This window comes from Lactobacillus amylovorus DSM 20531, assembly GCF_002706375.1.
Classification (GTDB): domain Bacteria; phylum Bacillota; class Bacilli; order Lactobacillales; family Lactobacillaceae; genus Lactobacillus; species Lactobacillus amylovorus.
In genome coordinates this window covers 1,159,691-1,182,408 of sequence record NZ_CP017706.1, presented here as the reverse complement: position 1 = coordinate 1,182,408, position 22,718 = coordinate 1,159,691, and the positions used below count along the sequence as shown (strand labels likewise).

The 22,718-nt window shown below is 39.0% G+C and carries 17 protein-coding genes; 7 read left to right on the top strand and 10 right to left on the bottom strand.

Translation table 11 applies throughout. The annotated features are described in order from the left end of the window. Positions 1 to 26: 26 nt before the first annotated feature. The 3 genes from LA20531_RS06140 to LA20531_RS06130 all read right to left on the bottom strand — a co-directional run bounded on the left by LA20531_RS06140 (position 27) and on the right by LA20531_RS06130 (position 2,999). Positions 27 to 179, bottom strand: coding sequence for an SPJ_0845 family protein (locus tag LA20531_RS06140; protein WP_013438808.1), 153 nt, complete (start codon positions 177 to 179; stop codon positions 27 to 29). Positions 180 to 239: 60 nt separating this feature from the next. Beyond that, positions 240 to 1,343 (bottom strand): hypothetical protein, encoded by a 1,104-nt coding sequence (locus LA20531_RS06135; RefSeq protein WP_013642613.1) that lies wholly within the window; start codon positions 1,341 to 1,343, stop codon positions 240 to 242. 96 nt (positions 1,344 to 1,439) lie between these two features. Further along, the gene (locus LA20531_RS06130) at positions 1,440 to 2,999 is read right to left on the bottom strand and encodes a ClC family H(+)/Cl(-) exchange transporter (RefSeq protein WP_056939507.1); all 1,560 of its coding nucleotides are present in this window, start codon (positions 2,997 to 2,999) and stop codon (positions 1,440 to 1,442) included. A 239-nt stretch (positions 3,000 to 3,238) separates the two neighbouring features. Here LA20531_RS06130 and LA20531_RS06125 point away from each other — a divergent pair, with 239 nt between their 5' ends. Then, on the top strand, positions 3,239 to 4,609 hold the full coding sequence (locus LA20531_RS06125; protein ID WP_005721666.1) for an IS4 family transposase: 1,371 nt from the start codon (positions 3,239 to 3,241) through the stop codon (positions 4,607 to 4,609). Positions 4,610 to 4,777: 168 nt separating this feature from the next. Here LA20531_RS06125 and gndA read toward each other — a convergent pair whose 3' ends face one another. The 7 genes from gndA to rpmH all read right to left on the bottom strand — a co-directional run bounded on the left by gndA (position 4,778) and on the right by rpmH (position 13,433). Continuing rightward, on the bottom strand, positions 4,778 to 6,181 hold the full coding sequence (gene gndA / locus LA20531_RS06120; RefSeq protein WP_056940292.1) for an NADP-dependent phosphogluconate dehydrogenase: 1,404 nt from the start codon (positions 6,179 to 6,181) through the stop codon (positions 4,778 to 4,780). Positions 6,182 to 6,409: 228 nt separating this feature from the next. Next, complete coding sequence (gene spxB / locus LA20531_RS06115) at positions 6,410 to 8,218, bottom strand: pyruvate oxidase (protein ID WP_056940291.1); 1,809 nt, start codon at positions 8,216 to 8,218, stop codon at positions 6,410 to 6,412. Positions 8,219 to 8,593: 375 nt separating this feature from the next. Beyond that, positions 8,594 to 10,492: a tRNA uridine-5-carboxymethylaminomethyl(34) synthesis enzyme MnmG gene (gene mnmG, locus LA20531_RS06110; protein ID WP_056940290.1), complete on the bottom strand. Its 1,899-nt coding sequence runs from the start codon at positions 10,490 to 10,492 to the stop codon at positions 8,594 to 8,596. A gap of 8 nt (positions 10,493 to 10,500) precedes the next feature. Continuing rightward, on the bottom strand, positions 10,501 to 11,886 hold the full coding sequence (mnmE, locus tag LA20531_RS06105; protein WP_013438814.1) for a tRNA uridine-5-carboxymethylaminomethyl(34) synthesis GTPase MnmE: 1,386 nt from the start codon (positions 11,884 to 11,886) through the stop codon (positions 10,501 to 10,503). A gap of 109 nt (positions 11,887 to 11,995) precedes the next feature. Continuing rightward, entirely contained in the window at positions 11,996 to 12,892 is an 897-nt protein-coding gene (locus LA20531_RS06100; protein ID WP_013438815.1) for a YidC/Oxa1 family membrane protein insertase, read from the bottom strand. Continuing rightward, complete coding sequence (rnpA, locus tag LA20531_RS06095; RefSeq protein ID WP_013438816.1) at positions 12,873 to 13,241, bottom strand: ribonuclease P protein component; 369 nt, start codon at positions 13,239 to 13,241, stop codon at positions 12,873 to 12,875. The genes LA20531_RS06100 and rnpA overlap by 20 nt, the downstream gene beginning before the upstream one ends. Positions 13,242 to 13,292: 51 nt before the next feature. After that, the gene (gene rpmH, locus LA20531_RS06090) at positions 13,293 to 13,433 is read right to left on the bottom strand and encodes a 50S ribosomal protein L34 (protein ID WP_003549412.1); all 141 of its coding nucleotides are present in this window, start codon (positions 13,431 to 13,433) and stop codon (positions 13,293 to 13,295) included. Positions 13,434 to 13,910: 477 nt separating this feature from the next. On the opposite strand from rpmH, the gene dnaA reads away from it, so the two are divergent. The 6 genes from dnaA to gyrA all read left to right on the top strand — a co-directional run bounded on the left by dnaA (position 13,911) and on the right by gyrA (position 22,608). After that, complete coding sequence (gene dnaA, locus LA20531_RS06085) at positions 13,911 to 15,278, top strand: chromosomal replication initiator protein DnaA (RefSeq protein ID WP_056940289.1); 1,368 nt, start codon at positions 13,911 to 13,913, stop codon at positions 15,276 to 15,278. Positions 15,279 to 15,454: 176 nt separating this feature from the next. Further along, positions 15,455 to 16,585: a DNA polymerase III subunit beta gene (gene dnaN, locus LA20531_RS06080; protein WP_056940288.1), complete on the top strand. Its 1,131-nt coding sequence runs from the start codon at positions 15,455 to 15,457 to the stop codon at positions 16,583 to 16,585. 230 nt (positions 16,586 to 16,815) lie between these two features. Then, the gene (yaaA, locus tag LA20531_RS06075) at positions 16,816 to 17,040 is read left to right on the top strand and encodes a S4 domain-containing protein YaaA (protein WP_056940287.1); all 225 of its coding nucleotides are present in this window, start codon (positions 16,816 to 16,818) and stop codon (positions 17,038 to 17,040) included. After that, a complete protein-coding gene (gene recF / locus LA20531_RS06070) occupies positions 17,040 to 18,167 on the top strand; it encodes a DNA replication/repair protein RecF (RefSeq protein ID WP_056940286.1) in 1,128 nt (375 codons plus the stop codon). Before yaaA ends, recF begins: the two co-directional genes overlap by 1 nt. After that, complete coding sequence (gyrB, locus tag LA20531_RS06065; RefSeq protein ID WP_056940285.1) at positions 18,168 to 20,132, top strand: DNA topoisomerase (ATP-hydrolyzing) subunit B; 1,965 nt, start codon at positions 18,168 to 18,170, stop codon at positions 20,130 to 20,132. A gap of 10 nt (positions 20,133 to 20,142) precedes the next feature. Further along, positions 20,143 to 22,608, top strand: coding sequence for a DNA gyrase subunit A (gene gyrA / locus LA20531_RS06060; RefSeq protein WP_056940284.1), 2,466 nt, complete (start codon positions 20,143 to 20,145; stop codon positions 22,606 to 22,608). Positions 22,609 to 22,718 lie beyond the last annotated feature (110 nt).

Sequence of the window (22,718 nt, the reverse complement as noted above, 5' to 3'; positions counted from 1 at the left end):
GATTGCGTTTGCAACCTGCTTTTAATTTACTTATCTTTTTTCTTCTTTTTGTCTTTTGAATCTTTATTAAGCAATTCTTCTGGATCCTTGTGCTTTGGTGTCTTCTTTGGATCTGGAACCGTCGCAAAGCGATCAAGCATCTTTTGTAAATTGTTAGGGTTGTCAAATGTTAATCCCATAGAACATCTTCCTTTCGTTTGCTTAATTATATAAAAAACTTTTATTCACTGCCAACTTATTTATCCACGATTATCGAGGAATTTTTGCATCCTAATCATCTCTGAGCCGGCCAAATCAACGCTAATCACGTCCTCATAATCATGATCGCTGACATCACCTACAGCGTATTCAGTTGCAATTTTTAAATCAAAGCCATCATCATTATAAGATGAAATGAGTCCCAAACGGTCAGGATAATGATAAATTGAATCGCTAACCTTGATTATTTTGTCTTCTGGCCATTCTTCAATTACTTCAGGTATTGACCTAATCTCCCCCTGCAGATTAACAGAATGCTCCAAATGATCCGGATCAAAACTGCCATTTTCTTTTTGCCAATTAACTAGGTAGTTAAAGTAATTAAGTCTCTCAGATTCCTCAGTTAAATGGGCAATGTGATTACGTGCAATTACTGCAATGGATTCGACTTGACCCAAATCATTCAAGCTTTCAAGAATCATATTTTCATCATCATACTTAACGATTCTGCCAATTGCAAAACTGCCAAATTGGTCATCAAAAGTATAATCAAAATAAATTTCTGCTAGTTCTAGATCATTGCCATAATCTTTATGTTGCTTCAGATAATGGATAAACAAGCGATTATCTATGCTGTTAATGTCGACACAGACAATATCAGCTAATGGGATGACGGTAGCGTATTGTTCTAGTGTCTGTTCATTCTTTTCAAGGATGCGTATTTCGTCTTTATCCAGCTGCGTGATCAGGCCAGTATAATTAATCCCTGTCTTGGTTTCAAACGTGATAAATAGCTGAGAATCGGCCACATTCAGCAAAAGATCATAAATATTGGTAAAGTCCCAATTAAGTACTTTTGTATTCAATTGTTTCATGTGAAACGGATCCTTAATATCAGCTAACGCGTAGTAATGCAGTGTTGGCGTATTATCTTCGATCTTGGCTACTTGATCTTCTTTAATAAAAACGACACCACCACGGTTACCATCTTGGTCAACTGATTCTAACGTTATCCAGCCATGATGCCGATCAATAATTTGACCAATATAATAAGAATTCGCATCAATAAAAGTGATGCTTTCATCTCCATCCAGATTATATTTTTCCTGATCCGCATTTAACGTGATCTGTACTAAATTATTCACCTTCATCCCTCTTTCCTACATAAGTTTAAGTATCTAATATAACCTATTTTTGTGCAAGAAAAAAGACGGCATGTACGTCTGCCGCCCTTATTTCAATTATCCATCAAGTTCAACGCCTTGCAGGTCTTTCATTTTACTATAAACACGACCTCGTTGACTTGAATCAAACTCCAAAACAAGCATATCGCCGCCACGAATAATCGTCTGACCCGTTGGGATAATTTCACCCCCATCACGGCGAATAGTTCTAACTCTAGTATCATCAGGCCACTTAATATCTGCGACCTTTTTATCAACTAATTTACTGCTCTCATAGACCGGCAGAACCATTTGATCGGCCTCGCCAGTATAGTTAGCCTTGCTATCGCTGCTAGTGTCCATAGCGGCTGCGAGAAGACCGTAAATTGGCTTGCCACCAAGTAGTTCATCAACCAAAAGTGCAATAAACGCAACAACTGCTAATGGCATTAAGTGAAGCAACGAACCAACCATTTCGGTAATCAAAATAATTGCAGTAAATGGTGCCCGGATAATTGCAGCAAAATAGCCTGCCATTGAAAAGATGACCAGGTTAACTACCAAGCGTTGTGGTAATAATCCAAGTTGAACCATAAACACACCGTAAGTAGCACCAATCAAGGCACCCATCGTCAGAATTGGTAAGAAGATACCACTTGGTAAACCTGAATCATAAGCTACGATTGAAAAGACGATTCTCATTACGTAGTAAAAGGCCAAAAGTCCCACTAAGCCCCAACCTGTTTTGGTAATCATGTTAGGAAGTGACAAAATCAAGCGATTACCTGGACCAGTAATTAAAGGCCAGAAATAAGCGATTGGAATCAAAAGTGCTAAAGGAATAAGACCATGTAACCAACGTGGTAAAAAGGTTATTTTAGCATAGACCTTTTTTAGGCTAAATAAGCCCACCTTGTAGAGGTGACCCAATAGTCCCAATAAAACGCCCAAAATAATTAAATGCCAATAAAGATTAATTGGAAAAGAATAATTATATGGAATTGCCAGTGCATGATGAAGTCCAAATAAGTTGGAAACAACGAAGTTAGAAGCAATCGCACCGGCTAAAGCGTTCATCCACACAAGAGGGGAAAAGTTATGAAAGACTTCTTCTAAGACAAAGAGTGCACCACTAAGAGGAGCACCAAAAGCGGCAGCTAAACCACTAGAAGCACCAGTAGCCAGCAATACTCTTGTATTAAGCTTGTTTTGCTTAAAGCCTTCACCTACACCTTGACCGATTGTTGAACCTAGTTGCAAGGAGGGTCCTTCTGGCCCTAAGAATAGACCTGTTCCTATAACTAAAATGCCGCCAATTAGCTTGCGCCATAAAATTGGGAACCATTGCAAAGTTAACTTCCCTTGCAACTGCAATTTTACTTCTGGAATACCAGATCCACCAACATGCGGATATTGTTTAACAAAGTAGCCGGCAATTACCGCCACTGCAATAAAGCCCACAATGATTGCGATGAACCAAAGCGGATTTTGATGAGCCAGTTGGAACAAATGAAGCCAAAAGGCCGAAGTGGTTTCAATGCCGAATCTAAACAGGCCAACTACTATTCCAGTACAAATGCCGACGATCAACGCTTGGAGTAGCAGATTTATATTAGTTTTATTTCCCTCGTCTTTCATAGAATCCCCTCTTTAAATCGAAAAATATGCCGATATTTATTGTACACTAAAAAGCCAGCTAGAATATGTTCCAATGTCATTAAGTTAAGACATTGACAATTAAGGGTGCTTTTTTAGAGATCGAATCATTTGGATCCGATCTCTTTTTTTGTATAAAATAAAGGCGAAAAGACCTGCCTTTTCGCCTATCTTATATATTTTAAACCTTCAAAATTATTGCCAGAAAGCTGGTGTTAATTATGAAAGCCCTTCATAAGAATATTCTAGAACGTCTTGATCAAATTATCAATAATACTGGGGATCATATTCACGATTTTATTAATAATCCTCATGCTTTTACCAGGAAACGCACTTTAGATGCAGCGACAGTCCTTAAAACTACAATTAACATGCAAGGTCAGAATTTAAACAGTGAACTCTTTAGAGCTTTTGGCGAAGATGCAACTAAAAAGAACGATAAAGTAGTTAGTACTTCTGCCTATGTTCAACGCAAAAGCCAGCTTTCTCCTGCTTGTTTTAAACATATTCTGACTGTTTTTAATCAAAATCTATTTAATATTCAACTTTTTGATCATCACTACCGTTTGTTTGCTATTGATGGCTCTGACTTTAATCAAATCTGGAATCCGAAATCGAATAACATTGTACAAGCTTCTTCTCATAAAAAGAAACCCTATTGTCAAATTCACGTTAATGCCTTATATGATCTATTGAATAATACCTACCAGGATTGTATTTTTCAGCCTAAATCAGAAATGGATGAACGCAAAGCGGCTGTTCAAATGCTTAAAGCTTTGAATTGTGGTCCATATATTGTAACAATGGATCGTGGCTACACTAGTTTCAATATGATTGAAAACTGCAATCGCCTGCCTAACTGTCATTACATAATACGAACTAAGGCTGGACAAGGCGGAGTTAAAGAAATAACGACATTGCCTGATCAAGAATGTGATCGTGAGATTTCCTGCCTGGTAACTACTTCTAACTATTACTACATCACGCATAAAGCCAGTGAGAATATTCACCATGTCCAGCATCATTATCGCCAATATATTAAGTATCGCTCTAAAAATACCCAGGATCTAAGCTGGGATTTTGGCGAGTTATGCACAATAAAATTTCGAGCCTGCAAATTTAGAATTAATGATGCCAAATCAGGCAAAGAAGAATGGGAAGTTGTGCTAACCAATCTTGATCGAAAAAATTATCCGCTAAAAAGAATTAAAGAGCTTTATCATCTGCGTTGGGGTATTGAGACCTCCTTCAAGAAATTGAAGTATTCTTTAGGCAGCGTACAGTTCCATTCCAAACAAGATAAATTTATTGAAATGGAAATTTATGCCCATATGATTATGTTTAATGCAATCAGTCAAATTGATGCACAGGCCTATATTCCGCAAAAGCATTGCAAGTATCAATATGCCATCAATTTCAAGCAATCATGCTTGATTATTCAGAGCATGTATTTGGCTTCTTCTTTAACGCAAGATTTTGAACGGATCCTTATTCAGATCAGCTATTATACCATTCCAATTAGACCAGGCCGCAAGGACAAGAGAAATATTAAGCCCAAATCAGCTGTATATTATTTATATCGCGTAGCTTAAAAAAGCAGAATCTGTGCTATGCCTTATTTGTTGTACGAAAAAAGCACCAATTTAACCAATTAAATGTTAAATCAGTGCTTTAAAAGTCTAATATTAATTGTCAATGTCTTAACTTAATGACATTGGAATATGTTCTAACTGGCTTTTTTAGTTTCACATGAAACCTAATTATTTTTCTTCGTACCATTCAGTGTGGAATGTACCTTTACGGTCATTTCTAAGGTAGGTGTGCGCACCGAAGTAGTCACGTTGACCTTGGATCATGTTAGCTGGCAACTTAGGGGTAAAGATTGATTCCAAGTAGTTGAGTGCTGCACTCAAAGTTGGAGTTGGAACGCCAGCCTTGGTAGCAAATTCAACTGACTTTCTTAAAGCTGGAAGGTTGTCTTCCATCAACTTTCTGAAGTAGCCATCTTCAAACAAGTTAGTAAGTTCCTTCTTGTCTGAGTAATCATCTTCAATATCCTTAAGCATTGCAGAACGAATGATACAGCCTGCTTCCCAGCCTTGGGCAATTGACTTGTATCTAAGATCCCAGTTGTAAGCCTTAGCAGCCATAGTTAATTCTTGGAAACCTTGAGCATATGCGACAGCTTGAGCTAATTGCAAAGTCTTACCAAATTCATCAACTAAGTCATCAGGAATTTCACCATCGTACTTAAATTCAGTTGGCTTAATGCCGCTTTCAAGTGCCAAGTGAGTTTGTTTACTCATGAAACGTGCCATAACGGCTTCGGCAATAACAGTTACAGGTGCGCCAAGAGCTACACCATCTTCAAGAGTCCAGTTACCAGTACCCTTGTATGAAGCAACGTTCAAAATGTGATCAATAATGTTGTCTGAAGTAAGATCGTCTTTTTGCTTCAAAACCTTTGAAGTGATTTCACTTAAGTATGCTTGTACTACGTTGTGGTTCCACTTGTCAAAGATTTCTGACATTTCATCATCACTCTTATGAGCAACATCACGAAGCAAGCTGTAAACTTCTGAGAATTCTTGCATGATGGCATATTCAATACCATTGTGAACCATCTTTACGTAGTGACCTGCACCTTCAGGTCCCATGTAACTTACACAAGGCTTGCCTTCCTTGTTCTTAGCAGCAATAGCTTCAAGAATAGGAGCAACTTCTTTGTAAGCTTCTTCGTCACCACCTGGCATAAGAGCAGGACCATTTAAGGCACCTTCTTCACCACCGGAAACACCCATACCGATGAAGTGGATGCCATGCTTTTCCATTTCGTGGTAACGGCGGTTAGTGTCGTGATAATTTGAGTTACCACCATCAATAACGATGTCTCCTTTATCCAAAAGTGGAAGCAATTTTTGTAAAGTTTCATCAACTGGAGCACCAGCCATAATTTGGATCAAAATTTTACGTGGCTTTTCAAGTGAGTTAACAAAATCTTCCAATGTATAACATGGCTTCAGTTTGCCATCTTCATACTTTGCTAAAGCATCGATTTCAGGTTTATCAATTGAATAACCTGAAACTGAGAAACCGTGATTTCTAACATTTAAAGCAAGATTTTTGCCCATAACAGACAAACCGATAACGCCGAATTGTTGCATATCTTTTAACGTCCTCCATTTAATCAAAATTCATCAATTATTATTATACGTTTTAGTATAAAAAAAGCGAAACGAAAAGTTCGAAAATTTTTGGATAGTTAATAACTAATTTATTATTGAGCAAAAATATTTCACGCGCATTTCTATAATTTCCCAGGAAATATTTCTTGAGGAAACAAAAAAGGCGAGATTTTCATCTCGTCTTTTTATGGTTATTACTCAAATGAATTAGTGTTGTGAAGCACCGGAAACTGTATCAGGAGCAGTATCTTCTTCTGGTTCTGATTCTTCATGTTGAGATGCACCTGTTGCAGCGTCAGCTTCCAAGCCATACTTTTCAGCAAAGTAGCTGAATGGCTTCAAGTCTTCTGCTTCATACTTCTTAACGAATGCTGGATCATCCAGTGAATTCAACTCAGTTGAGTAAGGCATGTTGTGAGTGTATTTAACATCAATCAACATTGGGCCATCCATCTTCTTGAATTCGTCAACTGCTTCTTCGAATTCTTTCTTGGTGCGAACCACTACACCCTTAACATTCATACCTTCAGCAACCTTAGCCCAGTCGTTGTCTGGAAGTTTTACACCTGATAATGGTTGGTGAGATTCATCTACTTGTTCAGCTTCGATGAAGCCTAAAGTTTCATTAGTAAATACTACGTTCAAGATATGCATGTTGTAGCGTGACATAGTCAAAAGTTCTTGGTTCATCATGGCAAAGCCACCATCACCAGCTAAGTTCCAAACTTCACGGTCTGGGTAAACTGTAGCTGCCATCAATGCGGCAGGAGCACCGTAACCCATAGTTGCGTGAAGGCCAGAAGTTGTCCACTTTTGATCATCGTGTAAGTTCAAAAGACGACAAGAGTCAACGTTTACGTTACCTACATCGATAGCAAAGACAGCGTTGTCGTCAGCCTTCTTGTTAATAACATCCCAGATTGGTTCTTGACGAACTGGCATCTCATCTGAGTTCTTGAAGCTGTCTTCCCATGCATCCCAGTTTTCACGGTCTGCAATAGCAGCCTTGTAAAGTGGTGATTCATTTCTTTCTTCACCAGCATCAATGATAGCGCGAAGTGCCTTCTTAGCATCTGCAAGCATTGATACATCAGTTGAGTGACGCTTACCAAACTTAGCAGGGTCAACATCAATTTGGATAACCTTAGCGTTCTTAGGGAACCATAATACTGAGAATGGTGAGTTATTGCCGACCCAAACAACTAAGTCAGTTGCCATTTGAACTTCTCGAGCTGCCTTAGGTCCGATACGGCCGGTAGTACCCATGTATGCTGGGAACTTGTCTTCAACAACACCCTTGCCTAAGTATGATGACATAATAGGTGTCTTGAACTTTTCAGCGAATTCCTTAACTTCTTCACCAGCATCCTTAGCACCTAAACCAATGTACATTGTTGGGTTCTTGGCTTCCCTCAAAAGCTTGACAGCTTCATCAACTGAAGTCTTAGTTGGTGCTGGGTAGTTTGGCTCTGGATGAGCATCCTTGTTTACACGGAAGTTGTCCTCAATCTTTTGCCAACCGTAGTCCTTAGGAATGATTAAAACTGCAGGACCTTTTCTTGCGTAGGCTTGACGGATAGCTTCGTCAGTCAATACTGGAATAAGCTCTGGAGTCTTAGCTGAAGCGCACCAAACGCTAGCGTCTAAGAACCATTTATCTTCATCAAAGGCTTGGAAGAAGTCGATGTCTTGTTTGCTAGTTGGAACATTAGCTACGATGGCAAGCATTGGAGTCTTGTCAAACTTAGCGTCGTACAAGCCGTTGAACAAGTGGGCAGCACCAGGACCAGCTGAGCCAAAACATACACCCAATTTACCAGTAACTTTGTATTCAGATGAAGCAGCAAGTGCGCCAGCCTCTTCGTGACGAACTTCGATAAATTTCATCTTATCTCTGAAGTCGTAAATAGCATTCATGCTGGAGTCGAATGATCCACCTGGGAAACCATAGATATGATCAATTCCCCAGTCATAAATAACTTTAAGCATTGCATCAGAACCATTAATTTTAGTCATATAAGTGCATCTCCTTAGTTTCATTTCTTTCATAATGTATTAAAACACATTTTTTCACATTTGCAAAACGCCAAAAGTATTGTTATTATGCGGATGAAAACGCTTTTGTGATAATAATCATTTCACAAGCTCAGATAAATTATTACTTACGCCTTGCTAAATGATAGCGTTTTACATTGTGATTTAATGAACATTATTATACTAAAACTTTTTCATTTTATATATTTTTTTATTTACTTATAGCTAAAATTTAAGAAAAATTTTTCAATTATTTTTTCCTTGGCCCTAATTATTTCCTGGGTTATCTTATTTCCAGTAAAAAAAGAGGGACATGATTATTTTTGAATCATGCCCCTCTTTATCTTTTAGCAAAAATTATTTTTTAACTCTTGAATAGCGTCCGTTTTGAATGTAAACACTCAAAATAGCCAAATCAGCTGGGTTTACCCCGGAAATACGCTCTGCTTGGGCCAAAGTCTCTGGACGAATCTTTTCAAACTTTTGACGTGCTTCAGTTGCCAAGCCTTCAATTGCTTCATAATCAATATCTGCAGGAATCTTCTTAGCTTCTTGGCGCTTCAAACGAGCGATACGAGCTTCCTCTTTCTTGATATAACCAGCATATTTAATGCCAATTTCTACCTGTTCCTTTACGTAACGGTCTCCTGGAATCTTTTCACCAGTTAATCTTTCGATGTCAGCAATCTTTACATTTGGACGACGCAAGAAGACGTCTGCCTTAACCCCAGACTTCATTGGTTCTTGGTCAATGCTCTTCAAAAAGTCTTGCACCTCATCAGTCAAGTGAACTGTAATTTCATGCAATCTTTCTTTAGCTTCCCTAATGGCTTGCTTCTTTTCTTCGAATCTCTTGTAACGCTCATCAGAAATAAGACCTAATTCATGACCGTATTCAGTCAAACGCAAGTCGGCGTTATCAGTACGTAAAATCAAACGGTATTCTGCACGGCTAGTAAGCAAACGATATGGTTCGTTAGTGCCCTTAGTTACCAAGTCATCAATCAAAACACCGATGTAAGCATCGTTTCTACCCAAAGTAAAGCCAGGCTTGTTTTGAGCAGAAAGCGCAGCGTTAATACCGGCGATCAAGCCTTGACCTGCAGCTTCTTCATAACCGGAAGTACCGTTCATTTGACCTGCAGTAAATAAGTGCTTTACATTCTTAGTTTCCAAGGTATGCTTCAATTGCCATGGTTCAACTACGTCATATTCAATTGCGTAGCCTGGACGCATCATTTCAGCATGTTCAAGTCCGGCAACAGAGTGAACCATCTTTAATTGAACTTCTTCTGGCATTGAAGTTGAAAAGTCACCTACATAAACTTCCTTGGTAGTCTCACCTTCTGGTTCAAGGAAAATTTGGTGACGATCCTTATCAGCAAAACGTACAACCTTGTCTTCAATAGATGGACAATAACGAGGTCCTACACCCTTAATTACACCAGTAAACATAGGTGCACGATCAAGATTGTTGCGGATAATCTCATGCGTGGTTGGGTTAGTATAAGTCATCCAGCAAGAAATTTGGTGTTGTAAATAATCGGCATCCTTGGTTTCAAATGAGAAGTGACGTGGAGTCTTGTCGCCAGGTTCTTCTTCGGTCTTGGAATAATCAATAGTATTGCCGTTAACACGTGGAGGCGTACCGGTCTTGAAACGACGAAGCTTAAAACCAAGCTTTTCCAAATTCTCAGACAACTTAATTGAAGGAGTAGTGTTGTTAGGTCCTGACGAATAAGTAAGTTCACCAATAATGATTTTACCGCGGGCAGCAGTACCAGTAGTCAATACAACACTTTTAGCATGGTATTTAGCACCAGTATTGGTAATTACTCCTTTGCAGACGCCATCTTCAACGACAACTTCATCTACAATTGCCTGACGCAAAGTCAAGTTAGGTGTATTTTCAATGGTATCCTTCATGTGTTCATGATATTGCCACTTATCAGCTTGAGCACGAAGTGCACGCACTGCAGGACCCTTACCAGTATTAAGCATCCGCATTTGAATGTAGGTAGCATCAATGTTTTTACCCATTTGACCACCTAAAGCATCAATTTCTCTAACAACGGTACCCTTGGCTGGACCACCTACAGATGGGTTACATGGCATGAAAGCTACCATATCAAGCCCAATAGTTAACAGTAATGTCTTTTGTCCCATGTGGGCACTAGCAAGAGCAGCTTCACAGCCTGCGTGACCCGCTCCTACAACGATTACATCATATTCATTTGAATCATATGTCTTAATCATTATTTCCCCTACTTTCCTAAACAGAATTGACTGAACAAAGTTGTGATCAATTCATCCGGTGCACTTTCCCCTGTAATCTCACCTAGTGTATCCCACGCACCAGTGAAATCAATCTGTGCAATATCCACAGGCACGCCGTCATTCACAGCTTGCACAACATCCTGCAATTCCTTTTTCGCCTTTTGCAAAAGTGAAGTTTGTCGTTGGTTGGTAACCATAACCTGATCATTTGAGTTTTCAATCCCTGAGAAGAATAACTTGCTGATCACTTCTTCAAGCTGATCTAGATTCTTTTCCTTCAAAATTGAAGTTGAAATAACTTCGCTGCCAGTCATTTGCTTCATCTGATCAACTGTCAGCTTTTGACCCAGATCAGATTTGTTTAAAATGATAATCCGCTTCTTGTCTTTAGTTTCGTCAATAAGTGCTTTATCTTCATCTGTTAATTCTTGACTAGCATCGATTAACAAGAGAACAAGATCTGCTCGTTCAAGAGCTTTTTTAGATCTTTCCACACCAATTTTTTCCACTTTATCATCAGTATGGTGAATACCCGCAGTATCAATTAATTCTAGAGGTACACCTTTTACAGATACGTATTCTTCAAGAGTGTCACGAGTAGTACCAGCTACATCCGTTACAATGGCTTTATCACTTTGAGTTAAGTAGTTCAACAATGAAGATTTACCAACATTTGGCTGCCCTACAATCGCCGTTGCAAGGCCATTACGCAAGATTTTACCTTCTTGGGCAGTACTCAAAAGGCGATCGATTTTCTTAATTACTGAGTTAGCTGTGTCAGCCATTTGCTTAGCAGTTACAGTATCGGCATCATACTCTGGGTAGTCAATATTAACTTCCACATTGGCAAGCGTATCTAAAATTTCTTGACGCATTGCACGTATCTTGTGCAAAAGTCCACCTTCAAGTTGTTTTTCCGCAACTTTTCGTGCCTTGTCAGTCTTAGCACGAACGATATCCATCACACTTTCGGCCTGGGTCAAATCGATTCGTCCATTTACAAAGGCACGCTTGGTGAATTCGCCAGGGTCTGCCATTCGAGCACCGTGGCTTAAAAGAAGCTGCAAAATACGGTTAGTAACAACGATACCACCGTGACAATTGATTTCAACGATATCTTCACGGGTAAAAGTCTTAGGCGCACGCAACACAGTAACCATTGCTTCATCAATAGTTTCACCAGTATCAGGGTCAATAATATGACCGTAGTGGATCGTATGAGTTGGAACTTTAGCTAAATTAGCACCTTTAAAAACCTCATTAGCAATTTTAACTGCATCTTCACCGGACATTCGTACTATGGAAATTCCACCTTCACCAATAGGGGTAGAAATCGCTGCAATTGTATCAAATTCTGTTAAAGTTTGAGCCATAATTTTCCCTTTTCTCAATAAAAAAGTGCATTATCCCACCACGAATAAACATGATGGATAAAGCACTTTGACTACTTTATCTAAAATCATTTTTAGATTAAATATTCTTTTATTTTTGTTTGCGTCCTAAACGCTTGTAGGTTCTTCTTAGCTTACGTTTACGTTCGCGTTCTGCCTCAGCCTTTGCTTCTTGTTCTCTCTTGTATTTAAGAGGGTTTTGCAAAATAAAGGTTTGAACTGCCTGGAATAAGTTAGAAATTACCCAGTAAAGTGTGATGGCTGATTGGAATTGCAAGGCCATTACACCAACCATAATGGACATTCCGTAGGTCATTATCTTGGTCATTCCGTTTTGAGATGACGCAGGTGTTGATAATTGACTAATATATGTAGACAAGAAAGTAAACGCCATTGCCAAGATAGGCATAATGAAATATGGGTCTGGTTTACTCAAATCCATCCATAAAAAGCGTCCAGTTTGCAATTGTGGTGTACGTAAAATCGCACCATACAAAGCATACATAACTGGCAACTGAATGATCAGAGGCAAGCATCCAGCATATGGATTTACTCCTGCTTCCTTATACAGTTTGTTAGTTTCTTGTTGTAATAACGATCTTGATTCAGTGTCACGTCCTGGATACTTCTTACGCAGCTCATTGATTTGTGGTTGGATGCTTTGCATCTTAGTTGTGCTTCGAATTGAAATAGCATTCAAAGGCAACAAGATGACACGAACAATAACAGTGAAGACAATGATTGCCCAACCATAGCTATTGCCCATTAACTTAGCTAGCCACAAAATGAAAGCTGACATGTAATAAACAATCCAGCGGTCCCACCAGTTACCACTTGTGTGTGATACTGGTGCCACTTGACCGTTTGCACCCTGACTTGCACACCCTGTCAAAACAACAGCCAAGGTGATTACAGCTAGGACTGCAAGAAGACGTTTGACATTTCTTTTAGTCAGAATGTCCTTCAATCTAATTTTCCTCAACTTCATCTGGCATTTCTTCAATGATATGTGCCAAAGCTAACGCATGTAGCAAGTTCTTGCGTACCTTAACAATATCAAAATCACGAGCATAAGGCCGCGTAATGATTAAAAAATCAACATTTGGATTAATTTGCAATTTTTCTTCATCAATTACGGCCCGAATATAACGCTTGAGTCGATTACGTGCGACAGCGGTATGACCAACCTTCTTGCCTACAGAAATACCTACCCGAAAATGTTTATTTTCAGGTTTTTCTACTACATATATGACAAAAGCACGGTTAGCGACGGAGTCGCCAGATTCGAAAACTTGCTGGAAATCTTTTTCAGATTTTACTCGATAAGACTTTCTCAAAACGTTTCATTCCACTCTAGTAGACTAAAAAAACCACTGGGATTCAGTGGTTTAAGCAGATAAGACTTTTCTACCTTTTGCACGGCGTCTTGCTAAAACCTTACGGCCATTTGATGTGCTCATGCGCTTCATAAAACCGTGAACACGTGAACGGTGACGCTTCTTAGGTTGGTAAGTTCTTTTAGTTGTCATTATAAACTGCACCTCCATAAATTCTTTGTGCCAACTGCACAATTTCTTATTAAGGATAGCACGAATAGCAATAAAAACCAAGTATTTCTTGAAAATAATGCTGCACTCTTTACTACACATTTTTCGATTTTTTGGCTATTTTTGTGTGGATAAAAAATATTTTTATTTTTCCACAAAGCAAAATTCACAAATTAATCCCTAGTTTTTCCACAACTCACATCGTGTTAAAAACTTAATTCACACTATGTGGATAACGCATATAGATTTTGAATTAAAGTCTTGGTACAATAGCTTTTGCTATCCACACTGTAACTGTGCATAAAGTAATTGTTTCGCCTCTATCATGTCAAATTGTGCATATTAAATTCTAAAATATCCACAGGATGTTTATACTGTTAATATTTATTTTGCTTGTGGAAAACTTTTTATCAACATGCTAAAATAAATATGCTTTTTATCAACATGGAGGAATGCAAATTGTTCGACATTGAAAAATTTTGGCAACACTTTAACGACGAAATGCGCGCTCGTTTTAATGAAGTTGCCTATAATGCATGGTTTAAAAATACTAAACCTATTTCTTATGATAAAAAAACTCATGAACTACAAATTTTAGTTCAAAATCCTGTTGCAAAAGGTTACTGGGAGAAAAATCTTTCGTCACAATTAATCCAATCAGCATACGGCTATGCTGGTATCGAAATACTACCTGTATTTAAGATATCTGAAGACAGTGACACACCTGAAAGAATCGTAACTCCTGAGCCACAACACGATATTCGAGTGCAGCCAAGAAATAGGGAACAACAAGAATTCACTAAAGATTTGAAGTTAAACGAAAAATATACGTTTGATAATTTCGTTCAAGGTGAAGGAAACAAATTAGCTGCCGGTGCTGCATTAGCTGTCGCAGACAGTCCCGGTAGTTTTTATAATCCTTTATTTATCTTCGGGGGAGTAGGTCTCGGAAAAACTCACTTGATGCAAGCAATTGGCCATCAAATGCTGCTTGAAAGACCCAACGCTAAAGTAGTTTATATACAGAGTGAGACCTTCGTCAACGACTTTATTAATTCAATAAAAAATAAAACACAGGACCAATTTCGCGAAAAATACAGAACCTGTGATTTATTACTAGTTGACGATATTCAATTCTTTGCTAAAAAAGAAGGAATTCAAGAAGAATTCTTCCATACTTTTGAAACCCTATATAATGATCAAAAGCAAATCGTGATGACCAGTGATCGTTTACCTACAGAAATTCCTGATCTGTCTGAACGTTTAGTTTCTCGATTTACATGGGGCTTACAAGTTGAAATTACTCCTCCAGATTTGGAAACCCGAATCGCAATTTTACGAAGAAAGGCTGAATCTGAAGGCTTAACTATTGATGACAACACTCTCGATTACATTGCTTCTCAAGTAGATACTAATATTAGAGAACTCGAAGGGGCTTTAGTCAAAGTTCAAGCATATGCTACTATCGAAAAGGCTGACATCGACGTTAACTTAGCTCGAGAAGCCTTAGTTGATCTGAAACTCGTACAAAAAAATCGTGGACTACAAATTTCAAAAATACAGGAAGTTGTCGCAAATTACTTCCAAACTTCGACAGCCGAATTGAAGGGTAAAAAGCGTGTACGGCAGATTGTGGTACCACGACAGATCGCGATGTATCTTTCTCGGGAATTAACTGATGCAAGTTTACCTAAGATAGGACAAGAATTTGGCGGAAAAGATCACACGACAGTTATGCACGCTTATGATAAAATCGATAAGCAAATGAAAACTGATGCTGACATCAAAACGGCTGTTTTCGATTTGAAACAAATGCTTGAGCGTTAATCAAAGTTATCCACTGTGGACAACTTTGCGAGTTTTACACATCTTTTTTAACCGTTACAATTCCGTTATTTTCAGGCTTCTTATGAGTTTTCAACAGAATTCACAGGCCCTACTACTACTAATTAAATATATAATTAAATAAAAAAGAAAAATCACTTTCGTTTAGGAGGATTAAAATGAAATTTACGATCAATCGCAACCTGTTTATCGAGAACTTAAACAATGTTATGCGTGCCATTTCATCAAGAGCTACTATTCCAATTCTTAGTGGGATCAAATTGGATTTAACAGAAGATGAATTAACTTTAACAGGTAGCGATACAGATATTTCTATTGAAATCAAGATTCCTGTAAATGAGGACTTGAACGTAGAATCTACAGGATCAATTGTTTTGCCTGCGAGATTTTTCAGTGAAATTGTTAAAAAGTTGCCAGGTAAAGATTTCTCTTTTGAAGTAAAAGAAAGTTTCCAAACTCAAATCGTATCTGAAAATAGTGAATTTACGATTAATGGTTTGGATGCAAATAATTATCCTCGTTTACCAGAAATTTCTGATGCTGCATCATTTACTATTTCAGGTAAAGCTTTCAGAGAAATTATCAATGAAACACAATTTGCTACTTCAAATGATCAAACAAGAGCAATTTTAACTGGTGTACGTTTCTTCTTTAATCCTGATAGCATTAAGGCGGTTGCCACTGATTCACACCGTCTTTCACAAAGAACTATTGCTTTAGAAAACGGACCTCAATCAGAAACTGATTTAATTATTCCAGGGAAGAGCTTGCAAGAATTGGCAAGAATTATTGCCGAAGCAGACCCAGAAGTAAAAGTTTGCCCAGGGGACAATCAAGCGCTCTTTGTAATTGGCAATCTTTCATTCTACTCACGTTTGCTTGACGGTAATTACCCTGATACCGATCGTTTGATTCCAACCGAAAAGACTACCAGCATTGAATTTGATATTCCTGAATTATCTAGTGCGCTTGAACGTGCAAGTTTGTTAACGCACGCTGGTCGCAACAACGTTGTAACGTTAACTTTGGATGTGGAAAACCAAACTGCTAAGTTATCAGGTAAATCAGCTGAAATTGGTAACGTAGAAGAAGATGTTAGCTTCAGAAACTTGGAAGGTAATAATTTGGAAATTTCATTTAACCCAGATTACATGCGCGATGCCCTCAGAGCTTCTGTTACTGATTCAGTAATTATGAACTTTACTAAACCACTTCGTCCATTTATCATCAATCCTGATAAAGAAGACGTTGACTTTGTTCAATTGATTACTCCTGTTAGAACTTATTAATCAAGTACACAATATTAAGATTAAGTTTCTTAAAAAGCCACCACAAAAGGTGGCTTTTATTTTTGCATTTTTGTTTAAAGCGTCCAAAATCGGTCTCTGTTATTTTTTCTTCGGCCTAGTGTGATTAGTTTATTTTTTAAAAAAACGCTTATATCGCTTTAAATAGCGTTTTAGGTTTGTTATTTTTGTCGAAAACTAATATAATTATATAGGTATAAAGGGCATTGAAGGTGAGTATTATCAAGTTTTTTACAATTACAGGCGAGTACATAACTTTGGGACAATTCCTGAAGGAGGAAAGCTTTATTTCATCCGGTGGACAAGCGAAGTTTTATCTGCAAGATAATCCCGTAACTTTAAATGGAGAACTCGAGCAGCGACGCGGCAAAAAAATCTTTGCTAACGATCGTTTGCTCGTAAATGGACAAGAGTACGAGTTTCGGCAGGAAGATTAATGTATCTTGATCATTTCACTGTGCAAAACTTTCGCAATTTGAAAAAGTTGGATGTGGACTTTGACCCTAACGTCAATATTTTTATTGGCAAGAATGCACAAGGCAAGACTAATTTGCTAGAGGCAATTTATTTTTTGGCATTAACACGTTCCCATAGAACAAATAATGATAAAGAATTAATTGGTTTTGATGGAGAATACGCAAATTTATTAGGTCATGTGCAAAAGAGTCAAGTTGATCTGACTTTGCGAGTGTTAATCACAAAAAAGGGTAAAAAAGTGTGGATAAACCGGGTTGAGCAAAGCAAGCTCTCCAAATATGTGGGGCAGCTGAATGCAATTTTATTTTCTCCAGAAGATTTGGAGTTGATAAAGGGTGCGCCAGCTTTGCGACGTCGATTCATGGATCAAGAATTTGGTCAAATTAATCCGGAATATCTATATTTTGCCAGCAAGTATCGCCAGGTACTGACGCAAAAGAATAATTATTTAAAGCAACTGTCTAAAGGCAAGGCAAAAGATCAGGTTTTTCTAGACGTTTTGTCAGATCAGTTAGCTGGTATCGCGGCAGAAGTAATTTCTCGCCGCTTTAAATTTCTAAGATATTTGAGTCATTACGCTAGTGATGCTTATGCACATATTAGTTTAGGCGGTGAAAAACTCGCAATTGCGTATCATCCATCTGTTTCAGATATTGAAGCAGACGATAATACCGAAACGATCTACCAAAAGATCCTAGCAAGTTTTGAACGCAATAAAGCAACCGAAATCCGCAAAGGAACTACTACATCTGGTCCGCATCGCGATGATATTGAGTTTAAGCTTGATGGTAAAAATGCTCATTTGTATGCTTCGCAAGGGCAGCAGCGCTCCATTGCTCTTAGCGTAAAACTAGCGGAAATTCAGTTGGTTCACCAGTTGACCGATGAATATCCGTTATTGCTGTTAGATGATGTCATGAGCGAATTGGATCATGGTCGTCAGAGTGCACTTCTTAATTACATTCATGGAAAGACCCAAACGTTTATTACCACAACGGACTTAGAGGGAATCTCTTGGGAAATAATCAAGAAGCCACGCGTGTACCACATTCAATCAGGCAAAATTAGTTTGGAGAAGGAGAATTAAATGGCTGATAAATCAAAAGAAAATCTTGATAAGGTCAAAAAATATGAAAAAGAGGCCGACAAGTATAATGCCAGTCAAATCCAAGTCTTAGGTGGTCTTGAGGCTGTCCGCAAGCGTCCTGGTATGTATATCGGTTCGACTAGTTCTCAAGGATTGCACCATTTAGTGTGGGAAATTATTGATAACAGTATTGACGAACGACTTGCTGGTTTTGCCACCAAGATCGAGGTTACTATCAACGAAGATGGCAGCGTTACTGTTCAAGATGATGGTCGTGGTATTCCTGTGGATATCCAAGAAAAAACTGGTCGTCCAGCACTTGAAACTGTCTTCACTGTTCTTCACGCCGGCGGTAAATTTGGCGGTGGCGGATATAAAGTTTCAGGTGGTTTGCACGGTGTAGGTGCTTCAGTTGTTAACGCCTTATCCACAAAGCTTGATGTTACTGTTATGCGTGATGGCAAGAAGTACTTCATTGACTTTGATCACGGTCGTGTAAAGGATGAGATGAAACAAATCGGTACGGTTCCACTTAGTGAACACGGTACTATCGTTCACTTTTACCCAGATCCTGATATCTTTACCGAAACTACTGTCTTTGACGACAAGATTTTAAAGAACAGAATTCGTGAATTAGCCTTTTTGAACAAAGGATTAACACTTACCTTTACTGATAAGCGTAAAGATAGTGCAGAAACCGATGTTTACAAGTTTGAAGGTGGTATCAAAGAATACGTTGCCTTTTTGAACAAGGACCAAAAAGTATTGTTTGATGATCCTATCTATGTGGAAAGCACTTATAACGGTATCGACGTTGAAGTAGCTTTGCAATATACAAATGGCTATAAGACAACGTTAATGACCTTCGCTAACAACATTCACACCTATGAAGGCGGGATGCACGAAGCTGGATTTAAGACCGCTTTAACGCGTGTGGTTAACGACTATGCCCACAAGGCTAAGATCTTAAAGGACAAAGATGATAATCTTTCTGGTGAAGATATTCGTGAAGGGATGACTGCAGTTGTTTCAGTTAAGCACCCTAATCCACAATTCGAAGGTCAGACTAAGACCAAGCTGGGTAACTCAGATGCTAGAACTGCTGTTGACAAGTCATTCTCTGAAACCTTTAGCCGCTTTTTAATGGAAAACCCATCAGTTGGGCGTAAGATTGTAGAAAAAGGTCAACTAGCAGAACGTGCTAGAACTGCTGCTAAGCGTGCGCGTGAAGTAACGCGTAAAAAGTCTGGTTTGGAAATTGCCAACTTGCCAGGTAAGCTGGCTGACAACACCAGTAACGATCCAAGCATTTCAGAATTGTTCATCGTCGAAGGTAACTCAGCCGGTGGTTCCGCAAAGCAAGGTAGATCTCGTTTGACTCAAGCTATTTTGCCAATCAGAGGTAAGATCTTGAATGTGGAAAAAGCTGCAATGGATCGAATTTTGGCTAACCAAGAAATTAGATCTTTATTCACAGCTTTAGGCACAGGCTTCGGCGCAGACTTCGATGTTTCAAAGGCACGTTATCACAAGTTGATTATCATGACTGATGCCGATGTCGATGGTGCCCACATTAGAACTCTTCTTTTAACACTGTTCTACAACTACATGCGTCCAATGATCGACAAGGGATATGTTTATATCGCTCGTCCACCTCTGTACCAAGTTCGTCAAGGCAAGGTTGTTAAATATCTTGATACTGACGAAGAATTGCACGACTACTTAGGCAGCTTGCAACCAAGTCCAAAGCCAGTAGTTCAACGTTACAAGGGGTTAGGTGAAATGGACCCAGAACAACTTTGGGAAACAACCATGAATCCTGAAAACAGACGATTAGATCGTGTAAGTCCTGAATATGCTAGAGATGCCGATGCGGTCTTTGAACTTTTGATGGGTAATGAAGTTGCACCTAGACGTAGCTTTATTGAAAAGAACGCCAAGTATGTAGAAAACCTAGATGCGTAGGAGGTTTTAAATGGACGAGAATCAAACTCAAGATCATAGAATTAGAAACGTTGATCTGACCAGCATGATGCGTAGTTCCTTCTTGGACTATGCGATGTCAGTTATTGTGGCACGTGCTTTACCTGATGTTCGTGATGGTTTAAAACCAGTACAGCGTCGTATTCTTTACGGAATGAGCGAATTGGGCGTAACGCCTGACAAGCCATACAAGAAGAGTGCCAGAATTGTTGGTGAAGTTATGGGTAAGTTCCACCCACACGGTGACTCATCAATTTATTTGGCTATGGCTCACATGGCACAAGACTTCTCATACCGTTACATGTTGGTTGACGGACACGGAAACTTCGGTTCTGTCGACGGTGATGAACCAGCCGCAATGCGTTATACCGAAGCAAGAATGAGCAAGATCGCTGTGGAAATGCTTCGTGATATTAACAAGAACACGATCGACTGGCAAAGAAACTACGATGATACCGAAAATGAACCAGTAGTTTTGCCAGCTAGAATTCCTAACTTGCTTGTCAACGGTGCTAACGGTATTGCCGTTGGTATGACCACTAACATTCCACCTCATAACTTGAGTGAAGTTATTAGTGGTTTGCACATGTTGATGAAAAATCCTGACGCTACTACCAAGGATTTGATGAAAGTTATTCCAGGTCCGGACTTCCCAACAGGCGGAATTATCATGGGCCGTGGCGGTATTTACCATGCTTATGAAACTGGTAAGGGCAACATCGTTGTTCGTGCCAAAACGAATATCGAAACCGAAAAGAGTGGCCGTGAAAGAATTATCGTCAGCGAAATTCCATTCATGGTTAACAAGGCTGAATTAGTTAAAAAGATTGCTGACTTGGCTCGTGAAAAGATCATCGATGGAATTACCGGTGTTCGTGATGAATCCGACCAGACTGGTATGCGGATCACAATTGATATCCGTAGGGATGCAAGTGCGAGCGTTGTTTTAAACAACTTGTTCAAGCAAACTCAAATGCAGGCCAACTTCGGGATGAATATGGTTGCCATTGTTGATGGTGCACCACATTACCTCACCTTGAAGCAAATGCTCCAATACTACTTGGATCACCAAGAAGATGTTGTAACTCGCAGAACTAAGTTCGAATTAGCTAAGGCTGAAGCAAGAGCACACATTCTCGAAGGTTTGAGAATTGCTTTGGACAACATCGATGAAATTGTCCACATCATCCGTAGCAGTCATTCAAGCGATATCGCTAAGGCAACTTTGATCAGTCGTTTCGGCCTTGATGATAAACAATCACAAGCCATTTTAGACATGCGTTTAGTTCGTTTGACCGGCTTGGAACGTGACAAGGTTGAAGCTGAATACAAAGATTTGCAAGCTAAGATTGCAGACTACAAGGATATTCTTGCTAAGCCAGAAAGAATCGACCAAATCATTTACGATGAATTGCTCGATATCCAAAAGCGTTTTGGTGATAAGCGTAGAACCGAAATTGGTGCCAGTGAAGTTGTTTCAATCGAAGACGAAGATTTGATTGAAAAGCAAAACATTCTTTTGACTGTAACGCATAACGGCTACATCAAGAGAATGCCTATCCAAGAATTTAAGACCCAAAACCGTGGTGGTAAGGGTATTAAAGGTATGGGTGTTCAAGACGGCGACTTTATTGAACACTTGATTTACTCAAGTACGCATGACATGCTTTTGTTCTTTACCAATGCAGGTAAGGTTTACTCAAAGAAGGCCTACGAAATTCCTGAATATGGTCGAATGGCTAAAGGTTTGCCAGTAGTTAACTTGCTCCAATTAGAGAAGGGCGAAAAGGTTCAAACAGTTATCAACATTCCTGAAAATGCGGATGATAACTACTTGTTCTTTATCACCAAGATGGGAACAGTTAAGCGTACCCACGTTAGCGAATTTTCTAACATTAGAAACAGTGGTTTGATTGCCCTTACTCTCCGCGATGGGGATGAATTGAGCAACGTTTTGACCACTGATGGCAACCAAAACATTTTGATCGGTACTCACTTGGGTTATGCCGTTACCTTCAAGGAAAGCGACGTTCGTGCTATGGGTAGAACCGCTGCCGGTGTTCGTGGTATCAACTTGCGTGAAAACGACTACGTTGTCGGCTCAGGCGTTTTAGGCAAGGACGATCAGGTCTTAGTCATTTCAGAAAAGGGTTACGGTAAACGTACTCCTGCCGCTGAATACCCAGTTAAGGGTCGTGGTGGTAAAGGTATTAAAACTGCCAACATCACTGAAAAGAATGGTCCTCTTGCCGGTGTAATCGTTGTGGACAAAGGCAAGGACATCATGGTAATTACTACGAACGGAATTATGATTCGTTTCAAGACCAAGGACGTTTCTCAAACTGGACGTAGCACAATGGGTGTTCGTTTGATTAAGGTTAATGATGACAGCAAGGTTGCAAGTTTGACCATTGTTCCAACTGAAGCTGAACAAAATCAAACCGATGACGATGAATAAATAATTAAAAAAACAAAAAATTTCAACTTTTAAAAAAATTATCAAACTTTTTTGCGTAATAAATAGTGAGCAGTAAAAAAACTGCCAGGATCACGTGAAAAACTGTTTGG